The organism is Agrobacterium salinitolerans, from assembly GCF_002008225.1.
GTDB classification, from domain to species: domain Bacteria; phylum Pseudomonadota; class Alphaproteobacteria; order Rhizobiales; family Rhizobiaceae; genus Agrobacterium; species Agrobacterium salinitolerans.
Genome location: NZ_MRDH01000023.1, coordinates 45190 through 60417, shown reverse-complemented (window position 1 = coordinate 60417; position 15228 = coordinate 45190). Strand labels below are relative to the sequence as shown.

At 58.3% G+C, this 15228-nt stretch carries 19 protein-coding genes; 5 read left to right on the top strand and 14 right to left on the bottom strand.

The window, feature by feature from the left end; all coding sequences use genetic code 11:
* Positions 1 to 242: 242 nt before the first annotated feature.
* Positions 243 to 1340, top strand: a complete 1098-nt coding sequence (locus tag BS627_RS16135) for an acyltransferase family protein (protein ID WP_077984199.1) — start codon at positions 243 to 245, stop codon at positions 1338 to 1340.
* A gap of 367 nt (positions 1341 to 1707) precedes the next feature.
* On the opposite strand, the gene BS627_RS16125 is transcribed toward BS627_RS16135, so the two are convergent.
* The 12 genes from BS627_RS16125 to BS627_RS16080 form a co-directional block, all read right to left on the bottom strand.
* The gene (locus BS627_RS16125) at positions 1708 to 1995 is read right to left on the bottom strand and encodes a hypothetical protein (RefSeq protein WP_077984197.1); all 288 of its coding nucleotides are present in this window, start codon (positions 1993 to 1995) and stop codon (positions 1708 to 1710) included.
* A gap of 546 nt (positions 1996 to 2541) precedes the next feature.
* A complete protein-coding gene (locus BS627_RS24630; RefSeq protein ID WP_162854307.1) occupies positions 2542 to 2679 on the bottom strand; it encodes a hypothetical protein in 138 nt (45 codons plus the stop codon).
* Between the two features lie 96 nt (positions 2680 to 2775).
* Positions 2776 to 2991 (bottom strand): hypothetical protein, encoded by a 216-nt coding sequence (locus BS627_RS16120; RefSeq protein ID WP_077984196.1) that lies wholly within the window; start codon positions 2989 to 2991, stop codon positions 2776 to 2778.
* A gap of 38 nt (positions 2992 to 3029) precedes the next feature.
* Positions 3030 to 3266 carry a 30S ribosomal protein S21 gene (rpsU, locus tag BS627_RS16115; RefSeq protein WP_077984195.1) on the bottom strand — a complete coding sequence of 79 codons (237 nt, stop codon included), beginning with the start codon at positions 3264 to 3266 and terminating at the stop codon, positions 3030 to 3032.
* A gap of 27 nt (positions 3267 to 3293) precedes the next feature.
* A complete protein-coding gene (locus tag BS627_RS16110; protein WP_077984194.1) occupies positions 3294 to 3584 on the bottom strand; it encodes a cold-shock protein in 291 nt (96 codons plus the stop codon).
* A gap of 108 nt (positions 3585 to 3692) precedes the next feature.
* The gene (locus BS627_RS16105) at positions 3693 to 3902 is read right to left on the bottom strand and encodes a cold-shock protein (RefSeq protein WP_003508146.1); all 210 of its coding nucleotides are present in this window, start codon (positions 3900 to 3902) and stop codon (positions 3693 to 3695) included.
* Between the two features lie 281 nt (positions 3903 to 4183).
* Complete coding sequence (locus tag BS627_RS24625; protein WP_165691276.1) at positions 4184 to 4354, bottom strand: hypothetical protein; 171 nt, start codon at positions 4352 to 4354, stop codon at positions 4184 to 4186.
* A 336-nt stretch (positions 4355 to 4690) separates the two neighbouring features.
* Positions 4691 to 5926 carry a Gfo/Idh/MocA family protein gene (locus BS627_RS16100; RefSeq protein WP_077984193.1) on the bottom strand — a complete coding sequence of 412 codons (1236 nt, stop codon included), beginning with the start codon at positions 5924 to 5926 and terminating at the stop codon, positions 4691 to 4693.
* 19 nt (positions 5927 to 5945) lie between these two features.
* Positions 5946 to 6767, bottom strand: a complete 822-nt coding sequence (locus tag BS627_RS16095) for a sugar phosphate isomerase/epimerase family protein (protein ID WP_077984192.1) — start codon at positions 6765 to 6767, stop codon at positions 5946 to 5948.
* Between the two features lie 24 nt (positions 6768 to 6791).
* The gene (locus BS627_RS16090; RefSeq protein WP_077984191.1) at positions 6792 to 7955 is read right to left on the bottom strand and encodes a dihydrodipicolinate synthase family protein; all 1164 of its coding nucleotides are present in this window, start codon (positions 7953 to 7955) and stop codon (positions 6792 to 6794) included.
* 10 nt (positions 7956 to 7965) lie between these two features.
* Positions 7966 to 9108 carry a Gfo/Idh/MocA family protein gene (locus BS627_RS16085; protein ID WP_165691275.1) on the bottom strand — a complete coding sequence of 381 codons (1143 nt, stop codon included), beginning with the start codon at positions 9106 to 9108 and terminating at the stop codon, positions 7966 to 7968.
* A gap of 246 nt (positions 9109 to 9354) precedes the next feature.
* A complete protein-coding gene (locus BS627_RS16080) occupies positions 9355 to 10065 on the bottom strand; it encodes a TetR/AcrR family transcriptional regulator (RefSeq protein ID WP_077984190.1) in 711 nt (236 codons plus the stop codon).
* Between the two features lie 117 nt (positions 10066 to 10182).
* Between BS627_RS16080 and BS627_RS16075 the strand changes: the two genes are divergently transcribed.
* The 4 genes from BS627_RS16075 to BS627_RS16060 all read left to right on the top strand — a co-directional run bounded on the left by BS627_RS16075 (position 10183) and on the right by BS627_RS16060 (position 14454).
* On the top strand, positions 10183 to 11472 hold the full coding sequence (locus BS627_RS16075; RefSeq protein WP_077984189.1) for an ABC transporter substrate-binding protein: 1290 nt from the start codon (positions 10183 to 10185) through the stop codon (positions 11470 to 11472).
* A gap of 6 nt (positions 11473 to 11478) precedes the next feature.
* On the top strand, positions 11479 to 12432 hold the full coding sequence (locus tag BS627_RS16070) for a carbohydrate ABC transporter permease (RefSeq protein WP_162520601.1): 954 nt from the start codon (positions 11479 to 11481) through the stop codon (positions 12430 to 12432).
* On the top strand, positions 12425 to 13300 hold the full coding sequence (locus tag BS627_RS16065) for a carbohydrate ABC transporter permease (protein WP_035210311.1): 876 nt from the start codon (positions 12425 to 12427) through the stop codon (positions 13298 to 13300). The genes BS627_RS16070 and BS627_RS16065 overlap by 8 nt, the downstream gene beginning before the upstream one ends.
* Positions 13301 to 13377: 77 nt before the next feature.
* Complete coding sequence (locus tag BS627_RS16060) at positions 13378 to 14454, top strand: ABC transporter ATP-binding protein (protein WP_077984188.1); 1077 nt, start codon at positions 13378 to 13380, stop codon at positions 14452 to 14454.
* Positions 14455 to 14471: 17 nt separating this feature from the next.
* Here BS627_RS16060 and BS627_RS16055 read toward each other — a convergent pair whose 3' ends face one another.
* Both BS627_RS16055 and BS627_RS16050 read right to left on the bottom strand, forming a co-directional pair.
* The gene (locus tag BS627_RS16055; RefSeq protein ID WP_077984187.1) at positions 14472 to 14951 is read right to left on the bottom strand and encodes a hypothetical protein; all 480 of its coding nucleotides are present in this window, start codon (positions 14949 to 14951) and stop codon (positions 14472 to 14474) included.
* Positions 14948 to 15208 carry a DUF4160 domain-containing protein gene (locus tag BS627_RS16050; RefSeq protein WP_077984186.1) on the bottom strand — a complete coding sequence of 87 codons (261 nt, stop codon included), beginning with the start codon at positions 15206 to 15208 and terminating at the stop codon, positions 14948 to 14950. Before BS627_RS16050 ends, BS627_RS16055 begins: the two co-directional genes overlap by 4 nt.
* Positions 15209 to 15228: the final 20 nt, after the last annotated feature.

The following is a 15228-nucleotide window of genomic DNA, read 5'->3' as shown; positions in this document are numbered from 1 at the left end:
GCGAAATCAAGCTGAGTTTCGAAAGGACAGGCCGCAGAGTCAAAGGCTCGAAAGATCGATGACATCCGGACGTAGCACGCCTTTCGCAGCCGCGAAAGAGTGTCGATCACCCGTTAGTATTCCATAATAATATGGGACGTTCGCCACGTTAAACAGTTTGTGACTGGCGGCGGTGAACCGCAACGCGGTAAAGCTCGTTGCCTGTGAACCTCAAATCCGTCAGCCACACCGAGCCTCATGCCATGGTCCAGTCGTCCCCGGAACGCTTTATATTGCTCGATGGCATAAGGGGCGTGGCCGCACTTTTCATCGTCCACCGCCATGCCGAGGATCTGTTCGGGAAAAGCACGGCTTCGAGTTATCTCGCCGTGGATCTGTTCTTTGCGCTCAGCGGTTTCGTGCTCGCGCATGCCTATAGCCGGAAACTGGCCGAAGGGGCGATTACGCCAGGCTTTTTCATGAAGGCGCGCTTCGCACGTCTTTACCCTCTTTATGGGCTGGCGCTGGCCCTGATGGCCGCCTATTTCATCTGCCTCTACGTGCTGGGCCTGCCGACGCCGATCGACGATCTGCACCGTCTCATCGATCCGGGCGAGCTTGCTTTCGCCTTGGTAACAGGGCTGCTCTTTCTGCCGGCGCCCTTTACGCTCACGCTGAACGGTGCGCTGTTTCTCGTCAGCCCGGCATGGTCGCTTTTCAATGAGCTGGTAGTGAATGCGTTTTACGCCCGCTTCGGTGTCCGGGCCACGCCGAAACAAACCGCCGCGGTGCTCACGGTCAGCGCCCTTGTGTTGATGGTGGCTGCCGCCGAGTTTGGCCGTTTGCATGCCGGTTTTCGCTGGCATGAAATGTATGCCGGCATGGGGCGAGTGTTCTTCTCGTTTTTTGCTGGCGTGCTTATTTACCGTTTCCGCAATCGCGTGCCGCAGTTGAAACCCTTTCAGGCGGTGCTTTGCCTTCTGCTGGTCTGCTTCATTCTGGCCGTGCCGATGTCGCGCGAGCTTCGGCCGTTCTTCGATCTTGCGGTTGTCCTTGTCGTCTGGCCGCTCCTGCTGTTTATCGCCAGCAAGACGGTTCCGGGGCGCGGGGTGTCAATGGTGTCGGTGTTTCTCGGCACGGCGTCCTATGCGGTCTATGTGCTGCATATTCCGCTTCTGGCCTGGACGGAGCTTCTTATCCCCGCGGTGCACCGGGAAAACCTCGCTTTGTCGGCCGGCCTTGTTTTTCTCATCGGCACGACATGCCTGTCATGGTTGCTGACGGTCTATTACGATCAGCCCGTTCAGAAATGGCTGAAGAACCGGTTGAGAAAGCGGAGCGAAATCCGCCAGCCGGTATGACCCTGCCTCGCGGCTGAAAACCTCAATAATGGGCGAAAATCGGGGCTGTCAGCACAAAAGCTGCGACGAGGCTGATGATCGTCAGTTTCGCCGCTCGCATGCGGCGCATTTTGCGGCCGCTCCAGTCATACGTCATACTCACCTCCACGCAGACGCAAAACTTACCGGTATGGGAAACAACCGAAACCTGGCGCAGACCTGTCATGGCCCCGCAACGCACCGGATGCACATTCGATACCCAAACTCCCGGACGCGCCTGATCGCGCGCGGGATGCTCAATTTCAGTGTTGCCTGATATACGACTTTTGCCAAGCCGTTATTTTCATCGGTGATTTTGAAGGCCGCCACGAAAAGGGCGGCAAGCCCATCACTGGTAAAGAGGCGGCAGGCCCTGAATGGCGTAACGCGGCAGCGGTTTCCACGGTTTGACGCGCTCATGTTTGTGAACGCCGAACAGGAACAGCATTTCCTTCGAAATATCGGCAGGGTCGGTCAAGCCATCCTGAAAGAGCTGGATCACCTTGCGGGCGGCATTGTCGTAGAGAATGACTTCGTCATCCATGGTGCGGCTATCGTAACCGAGACCTTCCAGGACTGACTGAAGCATTTTCAGGTCCTGCGATGTGATGATGCAATTTTCGTGTGCGGAAGACATGAGGTCGTCCTTTCCTGCGGGAGTTAGAAAAAAACCGGAGCGTCGCGCTGCCGTCCAGAGATGGCGCTGGGACGCTTCAACGTTTCGAAATGCGGACGCGTCAGATAAACCGTTTCCGGCGCGTGCTGTCATCCATGTCGCGTGAATTGCGGATCGTTACCGCCGTCAACAGGCGGGACAGGGCTGAGGGCGCAACAGACCAGACGGTGGCAACGCCGCTTAGTTAACTATCACGGAGCCTGCGCCGTTTAAGGGGAATAGGCAAGTTAATTCCGCTAAACACGGTGGGAGGTATAGCCGCTGACGCAGGCAACAAAAAAGGCCGGGGCAATATTGCACCGACCTTCCTCATATCGCTCTCAACACCAGTGCCAGTACATCCGTGGTCAAAAGTCTAAAAGCGACTGGAGCAACTGCGAACATCGATTTCATTCGCGCTCACCAGCAGTTGCTATGGAAGAGATTTAGTTTGGCAATGTGGCTAAATCAAGACCTGCATTCATGGCGATGCATTTATTCGTTCTGATTTCCCAGCCACAGGTGGCGTCATGTCTTCTTGCCATCCCCGGTGGTTGCATTGGCAAACTTAACCTGCGAGCCTGGCGGGGCTGCTGCTGGCGTTTTCGTCTTGTCTTTTTTAGGTTTGCGGATTTCCTTGTTGCTGCGCAATTGACCCTTGGCCATGGTGTCCTCCTCCTGCTGAATTCATGAGGTCTCGAGCGGGTATTGATCATCCCCTCAAGACCCGTTTGACGGGGCGGTTCTGGAAATCCCGTCCGGCTATTTCTTGCCGGATCGTTTCTTTGCGGATGCGGGCGCGTCAGCGATAAATGACGCTTCCTGTGCCTCACGAAGCTGGCGAAGGCGCTCTGTTTTGCGGGCGCGCTGGTCGGCCTCGGTATTTATGATCTGTTTTGCGGCGTTATCCGTCAGTGATGCTTTGTCCTGTGCGGATAGCTTGCCGGGCTTGAAGAAAGCTTCTTTAGTCGCGGCCATGTCATTCTCCTTGACGTAAGAGAGCAGTATCAAAGGGCTTAGCGGGTGCGGGCGGCCTTCTTTGGGCCCGGCAGCAAGCCTTCGCGTTGCATCTTCTTCTTTTCCATCTTGCGATGGCGGCGTACGGCTTCGGCCTGTTCGCGGACACGCTTTTCCGAGGGCTTCTCATAGGATTCCCGCGCGCGCATTTCGCGGAAGATGCCTTCGCGCTGCATTCTCTTTTTCAGAACACGAAGGGCTTGGTCTACATTGTTGTCGCGGACGAGTACTTGCAAGAAATTCTCCTTCAGCAGCCCATGCTGCTACTTTCTGACTTTAATGGAACTCAGGTTGACCCAGCTGGATCCCGCTTCGCGCACCGAAGTGTTTTCGCTGACGCGTGGCGTCGGTGTGGTGGACGCTGACAAATCTATTTCGTCGATCGCAATACTGCGTTCGAAATTTTCATGCTGGAAGCGCACCCTGAGACGAACGACGCCCTGTCCCTCCGGCATCACGGACATCACGCGCGCAGGACCCTTGGGCTGGTTGTTGCCGATGACACCGGGCTTCAGAAAAACCGTGTCGCCGCACTTGTAGGAATTTTTACGCATAGGACCTCCATGGCCCAAAACAAAAGGCCGGGCTTTGACCCGACCTCTCACAGTCATCCTAACCTGCAGCCAGTACATCCGTGGTCTGCGAGTTGGAGATGACGAATATCAAGCTGCCTGAAGGTTATCAGCCGAGCTCTTGCCGGACCGACGGTCCTGGACGATCTCGTAGCTGATCTTCTGGCCATCGTTCAGCGAACGCATGCCGGCGCGCTCAACTGCGGAGATGTGAACGAAAACGTCCGTGCCGCCATTGTCAGGCTGAATGAAGCCGAAGCCCTTGGTGGCGTTGAACCACTTTACAGTACCAGTGTTCATAACGATTTCCTTTCGTAGAATCGTTGTGGTTCCCGCGATACCTTGCGGGATAAGATCGATTATTTGAGAGGAAATCCGACGGGGAACAGTCTGTTCCAGAACGACGTCACAAGCAATGGTCGATGAAGAAAATATAGGCGCAATTTTTGATTTTGCAATGGGCCCTGAAGGAAAAAGCGCCGGCGAGCAACGCTTGATCCGCTAAGTGTCTGTTTTACGGCGTTATTTCCCGATGGGCCAATGTTAACCCCGGTCTGGCGCTGCCTTTGGTCTCACGCGCATCAACCTCCGCCGGGAGACACGTCTTTCGCATCGTCATCCGGCAGACTGCCTGCGCCCGGCGTCTTGTCGCAGTCAGTGAGGGAAGGTTTGGCGTGCGGGCCGGCCGGGGGACTGTCGTTCGGGCTGGAAGGCCCTTTGTCGACAGTTTTCGGCTTCGTTTTCTTCGTCATGTCGCGTCCTCCTTTTAGCAGGAAAACGCCAGGGAAAAGGCGCGGGTTCCGTTTCCACACCGCGCGGGCGCGCTTTTCCGCCGTCAGCGGCGGGAACGCGGCTTTTTCTCTTCTCGGTTCATATCTCGTCCGACCCATTTGAAGAACACAACGAGGCTGGCGCCGATGATGATGAGCGGAACGAAGGATTCAAAACTGGACATGACTCACTCTTTCTTCCCCCGGCGGCCATTTTACCGGCCTGAAAGAAGAGCGTAATCTGCGGAATATCGTCGGTTCTTTTTTGGCGATTGCCGTCTGCGGCCCAGTTGCCGATGAGGTCGCAGACGACAGCGGTTAAACGGGCAACGATTTCACCGTTGCCGTCCCGCCTTCACGGGCGCTTTTCAGCGCCGCCACGCCGGTCAGAACGGACATGGCGCCGGCGCGCGACCCCGCCCGCTGCCGCAGCCGGTCGTTGGAGCCAGGCTTGAAGATCATGTCGCGCATGCGGTTGTCGCCGCCATAGTGGCCGCCCGGCTCATGCGGCACCCAGATACGTTCCACGCCGCCGCCAAAACTTTTCACCAGCAGGATTTCATCGGCCGGCGGTTCCGTCCAGGGCTGCTTTTCATACTGGCGCATCTCGATGCGCCCCTTATGACCGTTGAAGGCGATATGGTGGCCCTCGATCGGCATATAGGTATTGAGTGAATAGGAAACCTGCACGCCGCTGGCATAACGGATCGAGGCGCTCATGGTGTCGGGAATGTCGATTTCCTCGCGGAAGACGCAGGCATCGCGCACATAACCGTCCACCGTCGAAGGATCTTCATATAGCGCATCTAGAAAAGGATCGGCGCCCAGATCCATGAAATAATCGCACTCGCTTTTGTGCGGACAGGTGCGACAGCGCGTTCCCCGGAACGGACCGTTCTTGCCATAATGCAGCAATTGTCCGAACCCCTTCACTTCCACGGGATCGGAATCGAGATACCAGTTCAGGAGATCGAAATGGTGGGTGGCCTTGTGCACGAACAGGCTGCCGGAATGTTCGGTGAAGGCATGCCAGCGGCGGAAGTAATCCGCGCCGTGGTGATTATCGAGATACCAATGGAAATCGACCGAGGTAACCGTGCCGATGGCGCCGTCATCGATCAGTTCCTTTATGCGAGCGGCCGTGGGCGAAAAACGATAGTTGAAGGACACATCGACACGTCGGCCGCTTTTGGCTTCGGCTGCGCGAATGCGGTCGATCTTTTCCGGGGTGGTGGTCATGGGTTTTTCGCTGATGACATCAGCCCCGCCCTCAAGCGCACGGATGATGATGTCGTCATGGGTGTCATCAGGTGTGCAGACGATCACCAGTTCCGGGCGTTGCTCCAGCATCATCCGGTCGAAGTCGTCGTAAAGCGGCGCGTTCGATCCCATCATTGCGCGGGCGCGCTCGGCGCGCATCAGGTTCAGGTCGCAAATGCCAACCAGCTCGACATAGTCGCTCCAGCCGGCCAGCAATTCGCGGCCCCACATGGTGGTACCGCGATTGCCGGTGCCGACCAGCGCGTAACGTTTGCGTTTCACCTTTTCAGGCATTGCCTCTCTCCCGGATATCTCAACAAACAGTCTTGAAGCGCTCAACCACGGTGGCGAGGACTTCATCCATCGGGCGTGCCTGCCAGCGATGCGAGAAAATCTCAACTTCCTGCGGGCCGTGGAAGCCGGCGGCCTCGATCATGGCGCGAAATGCCTTGAGGTCTATCACGCCGTCGCCCATCATGCCGCGATCATTGAGCGGATCCGTGGTCGGCACCAGCCAGTCGCAGATGTGATGGGCAAGGATTTGCCCGTTCCGGCCAGCCCGCGCCACCTGTTCCTCCAGCTCCGGATCCCACCAGACATGGTAGACGTCGATGGCCACACCGGTGCCGGCACCCAGCCGGTCGCAGAGATCAAGCGACTGTTTCAATGTGTTGAAGCAGGCGCGCTCGGCGGCGTAAAAGGGGTGAAGCGGCTCGATGGCCAGTGGCACGCCGGCGGCCCGCGCATAGGGAAGAAGTTCGCTCATGCCGTCCTCCACCATCTGCCGCGCACCCTTTAAATCACGCGAGCCGGCGGGCAGCCCGCCCACGACAAGTACGAGGCAATCAGCTTTCATGGCGGCGGCCTCATCGACCGCGCGTTTATTGTCCTCAATGGCGAGCCGACGGCCTTCCTCGGTAGGAGCAGGGAAAAAGCCGCCACGGCAATGGCCGCTGAGGCGCAGCCCATTCTGCTCAACGATGCGTGCGGCTTCAGTAAGACCGACGCCGTGTACCTGTTCGCGCCAGGGCGAAATGGCGGTGATGCCATGGGCGAGGCAAGCATCGACGATTGCGCCAAAATCTCCGCCCTGACGCACGGTGGCGAAATTGATGGAAAGGCCTTCAAGGCTCATCTCGGTATCTCCCCTCGTTTTGCTTCACCCGATGCCGCGGACGGCTAGAAACGCCTTCATGCGGTGCGTGGCCAGATCAGGCTCGGTCAGCACATTGGCCTTGTCCGCAAGTCGGAAAAGCTCGGCGAAATGCTGCGTGGAGCGGGTGCTTTCCTGCCCGCCGATCATAGTGAAATGATCCTGCAACCCGTTGAGATAGGCGAGGAACACCACACCGGTTTTGTAGAAGCGGGTGGGAGCCTTGAAGATGTGGCGCGAGAGCGCCACCGTCGGCTCCAGAATATCGAAGAATTCATTGTCCGCCCCGTGCTTCAGGCAGGCCAGCGCTTTCGAAGCCGCCGGCGCGATGGCGTCGAAAATACCGAGCAGCGCGTCCGAATGGCCCTGTTCGTCACCGGCGATCAGTTCGGCGTAGTTGAAATCGTCGCCGGTATACATGCGCACGCCTGCCGGCAGACGGCGGCGCATGACGATTTCCTTTTCCTTGGAGAGAAGCGAAATCTTGATGCCGTCGATCCTGTCAGCATTCTCCTCGATCATGGCAAGGCATGTTTCCATTGCCGCCATATGGTCATTGGCACCCCAATAGCCCTCAAGCGCGGGGTCGAACATTTCGCCCAGCCAGTGGATCACCACTTTCTGCTCGACGCGGGAGAGAACCCGCGCATAGGCCTTGAGATAATCATCCGGCGAGCGGGCGGTCGCGGCCAGCGCGCGGCTCGCCATCAAGATCACACGTCCACCTTCTCCCTGAACAAAATCAAGCTGTTCGAGATAAGAGTCGATAATCTGGTTCAGGTCGTAACCGCCGCCATTCAGATGGTCGGTGCCGACGCCGCAGGCAATCAGAGCATCCTTGCGGCTGGCTGCTTCCTTCAGCGAACGGGAGATCAGTTCTTGCGCCTGCGGCCATGCCAGTCCCATGCCACGCTGCGCCGTATCCATCGCCTCGGCGACGCCGAGGCCGAGGTCCCACAGGCGGTGACGAAAACGTAAGGTGGCGTCCCAGTCGATGGCGGGGTTAAGCCATGGGTCGTTATCGGCAAAGGGATCGGCCACCACATGGGCGGCGGCGAAGGCGACGCGGTTGAAATCCGCGGCACTTCGTTTCTCAACGGCGACCGGCGTGCCTGATAGCCTGTAGACCTCGATGCTGCGGTCGTCCTTCGGAAGCTTGAGTTCACTCACGTCTGCCTCCTTAGGAAATGGCGGGAACGTCGAGCCAGCGGCGTTCCTTCCACGATCTAAGACCCAGTTCGGCAAGCTGCACGCCCTTCACGCCTTCCATCAGCCCATAGGGCCAAGGGTCGTTGTCGACGAGGTGGCGCACGAACATTTCCCATTGCGCCTTGAAGCCGTTATCGTAGACGACATTGTCCGGCACTTCCTGCCAGGTCTTGTAGAAATCGATGGTCTGCGGCTGGTCGGGGTTCCAAACCGGCTTAGGTGTGTTGGTGCGGTGCTGGGTAAAGCATTTGGTCAGGCCCGCCACCGCCGAGCCATGGGTGCCATCGACCTGGAAGGTCACGAGGTCGTCGCGACGCACCCGCACCGCCCATGAGGAGTTGATATGGGCAATGGCGCCGCCTTTAAGTTCGAAAGTGGCATAGGCCGCGTCATCCGCATCCGCCTTATAGGCTTTGCCCTGTTCGTCAAAACGTTCCGGAATATGGGTCGCGCCGAGGCAGCTTACCGATTTTACCGGTCCGAACAGGTTGTCGAGCACATAACGCCAGTGGCACAGCATATCGAGAATGATGCCGCCGCCATCCTTCAGACGGTAATTCCAGGAGGGGCGCTGCGCCGGTTGCCAGTCGCCTTCAAAAACCCAGTAACCGAACTCGCCGCGGACCGAGAGGATTTTTCCGAAAAAGCCGCTGTCGCGCAGCATGGCGAGCTTGCGCAAGCCCGGCAGGAACAGCTTGTCCTGCACCACGCCGTGTTTGATGCCGGCGCTTTCGGCCAGCCGTGCAATGGCCAGCGCCTCTTCCATCGTGTCGGAAATCGGCTTTTCGCAATAGACGTTCTTGCCGGCCTTGATGGCTTTCTCCAGGAGGCTGCCGCGCATCTGCGTTGTGCCGGCATCGAAGAACAGCGTATCGTCGGGGTTCGCCAGCGCCGCATCGATATCGGTCGTCCAGCGTGCGACGTCGTGCCTTTTGGCTATTTCCTCAATCTTCGCGCCGTTGCGACCAACCAGAATGGGGTCGAGCATGACCCTTTCGCCGTTCTTCAACAGCACGCCGCCCTGATCGCGAATGGCGAGAACGGAGCGCACGAGATGCTGGTTGTAACCCATGCGGCCGGTGATGCCGTGCATGATGACGCCGATACGTTTCATGAATTTCCTCCCAAGGCGGCCTTTTCCCGAAAGCCGCTTCCGTCAAACATGGCAATTTGTAACCATTTGGTTATTTGTGTTCGTGAAAGGTGCGATCTGTCAAGGTGTTTTTGACAGGAAAAATTCATGAGGTGAGGATCGCTGAACTTACGGGTCTCCACCGCGTCGCAAAAAGAAAACGGCGCGCTTCGCGGATGCGAATGGCGCGTCGTCGCTGTTGTTAAAGAGAAAATCGGTTCGGCCGGTTCAGGCCGGCCGCACTGCAGCAAGCAGGGTATCGACGATATGCTGGCCCCAGCGTTCCAGTTCGGCAGGGTCGGTCAGGTCGCGCTGGAAGATGGTCGACAGCGTGAACCGGTTCGAAAGATAAAAGGCGCCGAGCGAAGCAATGGTCAGATAGACGTCGATCGGATCTAGACCGTCACGGAATTCGCCGGCGTCGCTGCCCCGCCGCAGCACGTCTTCCAGCTCTGAAATGAAATTCGAATGCATCGCCGTAATCGTCGGGGATTGCCTGAGATAGCGGGCTTTATTGAGGTTTTCCGTGGCGAGGATGCTCAGGAATTCGGGGTGGTCGAGGAAGTAGTGCCAGGTAAAAAGCGCAAGTTCCCGCAGGCCCTCCGACGGGGCCTTTCGGGCCAGGTCAAGCCGTCTCTCGGTGTGGCGGATATGGCGGTAAGCGTCTTCGAGAACGGCGAGATAAAGCGCATCCTTGTCACCGAAATAATGGTAGATCATCCGCTTGTTGGTGCCGGCGCGCCGGGCGACGACATCTATCCGAGCACCCGCCAGCCCCTTGGCGGCCACCTCACGACGGGCGGCTTCAAGAATGGCGGCGCGCGTCCTTTCCGGGTTTCGCACCTGTGCCGTCGCGCGTTTGCGCTTGGGCGACGGCGTTTTCTCCATGGTGGCATCGGGGGCCGGATCGGACGGCTGGTTTGTTGTCGTTTTTTCCATTTCAGCACCCGCTTGACAATGTTTGCGATCAGTGTTCCCATGTAACCAATTAGTTATAAAACGGCAAGCGTCGTTTACGTTCATCATCAATTGGCAGTCAATAGGGAGGAGTTGCCAATGCCCATGATGCTTCACAGGAGAGGTGTGCTTTCAGCGGGGCTCGGCGCTCTGTCGCTTGCAGCACTGGGAGGTGGTTCAGCGCAGGCCCAGGCCGCGCGCCTTCGCATGTTGTGGTGGGGTTCGCAGGAGCGCGCCGACCGCACCAACAAGGCGATAGCAGCCTATAAGCAGGTCAAGCCGGATCTCGACATTGCCGGTGAATTCGCAGGCTGGAGCGACTACTGGCCGCGCCTTGCCACGCAGGTGGCGGGCCGCAATGCGCCTGACCTGATCCAGATGGATTATCGCTACATCTTCGAATATGGCCGGCGCGGCGCACTTGCTCCGCTGGATGACTATATCGGCAAGGGCCTGAAGATCGAGGATTTCGGCAAGATGAACATCGATTCCGGCCGGGTCGATGGCAAGCTTTATGGCATCAATCTCGGCGTCAATTCCAGCGCCGTCTTCTTTGATGAGGCGGCCTGGGAAAAATCCGGCGCGACGCCGCCGTCGATCGGCCAGACCTGGGAGGAGTTTGCCGAAAACGCCACCAAGCTCAGCAAGAACAAGCCGAAGCCCGGTTATTACGCAACGGCCGACGCCAGCGGCGTGGAGCCGAGCTTTGAAAACTGGCTGCGCCAGAACGGCAAATCGCTCTACACGCAGGATGGCGGGATCGGCTTCGATCCGACCGATGCCACCAAGTGGTTCACCCTGTGGGCTGATCTGCGCAAAAGCGGCGCCTGTGTGCCAGCCGACGTGCAGGCGCTCGACCAGCTCAACATTGAAACCAACCCGCTGACGACGGGCAAGGCGGCAACTGCATTTGCCCATTCCAACCAGTTCGTCGGGTATCAGAAGCTGAACAAGTCCAAACTTGCCATAAGCTCCTATCCGAAGAGCACGAAGGATGGCCCTTCTGGCCATTATCTGAAACCCTCCATGCTCATCAGCGTCGCCAATGGCAGTGCCGGGATAGAGCAGGCGATTGGGTTCATCAACTTCCTCGTGGCTGACCCGCAGGGCGTCGACATTCTCGGCGTCGAGCGTGGCGTTCCGGCGTCGGAATCCATGCGTAGCCAGTTGAGCAGCAAGCTCGACGAGGTCAGCAAGACGATGGTGGACTATATTGCCGAGATTACCCCCGGCGTCGGCGATCTGCCGCCGGCGCCGCCTCCGGGCGCGGGCGAATTCGCCTTCGTTTTGAAACGCACGGCAGAAGAAGTTGGCTTCGGCAAGATCACGCCGGAAGAGGGCGGTGACCGCCTCGTCAAGGAATCCGAAACCGTTATCAAACGGAAGTGATGGTTTATGGCCTTTCGATCTGAAACTCTTGTGGAGGAGAGCCGTGGCGCGGCTCTCCCGAAACGGGGCGGCCTGAAGCGGGTTTTCGACCGCAACATTCACGCCTACCTGTTTCTGCTGCCCTGGCTGATCGGCTTTTTTGGCCTCACGCTTGGCCCGGCGCTGGCGTCGCTTTATCTGTCCTTCACCAATTACGATCTGTTGCAGTCGCCGGATTGGGTGGGTGCGGCGAACTATGTGCGCATCGCAACCGATGACCCGAAATTTGCAGCAGCCATGCAGGTGACGTTTACCTATGTGCTGCTGTCGGTGCCGCTGAAGCTCATCTTCGCGCTGCTGGTGGCGCTCGCCTTCAATCGCGGCATAAAGGCGCTAACGCTCTACCGCGCGATCTTCTATCTGCCGTCGCTGCTGGGTTCCAGCGTCGCGATCGCCGTTCTCTGGCGCCAGCTTTTCGCGTCCGATGGCCTCGTCAACATGCTGCTCTGGCAGGCTTTCGGTTATGAAGGCCCAAGCTGGATTTCCAATCCTGATTATTCGATCTACACGCTGGTCATCCTGTCCGTCTGGCAGTTCGGTTCGCCGATGATCATCTTCCTTGCGGGTCTGAGACAAATCCCGCAGGACATGTATGAGGCCGCCGATATCGACGGCGCGAGCAAGGTGCGGCAGTTCTTCCGCATTACCCTGCCGCTTTTGACGCCGGTGATCTTCTTCAACGCCGTCATCCAGACGATCGACGCCTTCAAGGCCTTCACGCCCGCCTTCATCATTTCCGAAGGCTCCGGCGGGCCGATCAACTCGACGCTGTTCTACACGCTCTACCTCTATCAGGAAGCCTTCGGTTTCTTCCGCATGGGTTATGCCTCGGCGCTGGCCTGGATTTTGGTGATCATCATCTCGCTGTTCACGGCCTTCTCGTTCCTCAGCGCAAAATACTGGGTGCATTACGATGACTGACGCTGTTACCGCCCCCCGGCCGGGACAAGGCCCGCAACGCTCGCCGCTGAAATCGGTGATGCTCCACACGGCGTTGATCATCGCGTCCTTCGCGATGCTCTATCCGATCCTGTGGATGATATCGGGCTCTTTCCGGCCGCAGGATGAGCTGTTCGGCTCTTCCTCGCTCATTCCCTCGGCAGTCGATTTTGGCGGTTATATCCGTGGCTGGACGGGGCTGCAGGTGAGTTTCGGGCAGTTCTTCTGGAACTCCTTCTTCATCTCGGTGCTCGCTACCATAGGGAATGTGGTCGGCTGCTCGCTCACCGCTTTTGCTTTTGCAAGGCTTCGGTTCGGCGGGCGCAATTTCTGGTTTGCGCTGATGCTCGGCACGCTCATGCTGCCCTATCACGTCGTGCTCATCCCGCAATATATCCTGTTTCTGGAAATGGGCTGGGTGAACACGTCGCTGCCGCTGATCGTGCCGAAATACCTCGCGACGGATGCCTTCTTCATCTTCCTGATGGTGCAGTTCTTCCGCGGTATCCCGCGTGAACTGGACGAGGCGGCGGTCATGGATGGCTGCTCGCCCTTCCGCATCTACTGGAAGATTATGCTGCCCCTGTCGCTGCCGGTTCTGGCGACGGCCGCGATCTTTTCCTTCATCTGGACATGGGACGATTTCTTCGGTCCGCTGATCTATCTGAACGACATCAACACCTACACCGTGCAGCTCGGTCTCAGATCCTTCGTGGATTCCACCGGCAGCTCGGATTGGACCTCGCTTTTCGCCATGTCCAACCTGTCGCTGGTGCCGGTCTTCCTGTTCTTCCTGTTTTTCCAGCGGCTGCTGATCGAAGGCATCGCGACGACGGGAATGAAACGCTGAACCGAGAGAACATTTTATAAGACCATCAACACTGTCGCGGCTGCCCTTTGCGCGGCGCGACAGTCGGGAGAAACAGCATGGCAAGCAGCATTACTCTGGAAAAAATCGTCAAGCGGTTCGGCGCTTTTCCGGTCATCCACGGCATCGATCTCAAGATCGAACCGGGCGAATTCACAGTTTTCGTCGGTCCCTCGGGCTGCGGAAAGTCCACGCTTTTACGCATGATCGCCGGACTGGAAGAAATCTCCGAGGGCGATCTTCGCATCGATGGCGAAAGGGTCAACGAAACCGCCGCCTCCAAGCGCGGAATCGCCATGGTCTTCCAGTCCTATGCGCTCTATCCGCATATGAGCGTCTACAAGAACCTCGCTTTCGGTCTTGAGACGGCAGGCTACAAGAAACCGGAAGTCCAGGCGCGGGTGCAGAAGGCCGCCGACATCCTGCAGATCGGGCCCCTGTTGCAGCGCAAGCCGAAGGCGCTTTCGGGCGGTCAGCGCCAGCGTGTCGCCATCGGCCGCGCCATTGTGCGCGAACCGAAGATATTCCTGTTCGACGAGCCGCTTTCCAACCTCGATGCGGAACTGCGCGTGCAGATGCGCGTCGAAATCGCCAAGCTGCACCAGACGCTTGGCAGCACCATGATCTATGTGACGCATGACCAGGTGGAAGCCATGACCATGGCCGACAAGATCGTCGTGCTGCGCGAAGGTCGCATCATGCAGGTCGGCCGCCCGCTCGATCTTTACAACAACCCGGCAAACCAGTTCGTCGCCGGTTTCATCGGTTCGCCGAAGATGAATTTCCTCTCCGCCAAGGTGGCTTCTGGCGACAGTTCCAACCGCACCATAGAGGTGGCCGGTCAGCGCATCGTGCTGGAAAAACCGGTCGCCGCGCAACAGGGCGAACCGCTCACCTTCGGCGTGCGCCCGGAACATGTGAACCCGCAGGAGCAGTCCGCCTCGCTGGGTGAGGCTTCCATCCAGCTCGTCGAACATCTCGGCGGCTCAACGGTGGTCTACACCGCGACCCCCGACGGCCAGCCCGCCACCGTGCTGCTGGACGGCCAGCGCCATATCCGCATCGGCGAGACCATTCCCTTTGCGTTCGATTTGGCGAAGACGCATCTGTTCGGGGCGGATGGGCGGCGGATATAGCGCTGCCGGCAGCCGTCTTACGCTGCGTGTTTCGGGCGTCCTGGCCGGCGGGGACGAAAATGCGCATGCATGAGAAGCGGGTCGCGCTGGGTGGCCCGCAGCAGCATCTTGATCGCGTGGCTTACAGGCGTGCCCGCACGATAGTTGTTCCACGTCCGTAAAGTGACGCCGAGAAAATCCGCCGCCTCATTATTGGAAAGGCCGATTTCCTCCTGCCATTTGCGCAGGTCCTCCACATCGAAATCCCGCTGGTCCTGCGCGATCTGGTAAAGGTGATAGGCATCGATTGCCAGGTCGTCTCCGTCCCATTCCACGCTCGCGCCATAGTCGGCGACTGTCGCGGTCTGCCAGATATCTGCCGAATGGAGCGGATTGAGCAATTTTCCTCCGGTCGCTATCCATCCGGTCAGATCGGCAGTCGACTGGCTTCCGTCCACCCAGTCGATGGTGAGCGTGCAAGGTGGATGGGGCAGGATGGTTTTGATGCGCGGTGTCATGACTTCTTTCCCTTTCTTACAATGGGAAAACGCGGGTTCGTCCGATTCCATTCATCGACAATCAGGTTCCCATTGTTTCTCGCCCATGCCAAAGCTTCGGCTTCAGCCCTGCGGGATAGCTTGCCGCACAAGATCTCCAGATTTTCGATGTCGACACGGGCATCGGCATCCGGTTTCACGATGTGAAAATGCGGTGGCAAATGATCGTTCGCATAGACGCGTATAATGATGTTCCCGATCTGAACCAGTTTGTCCATGCGCCCCCACGCATCAATAA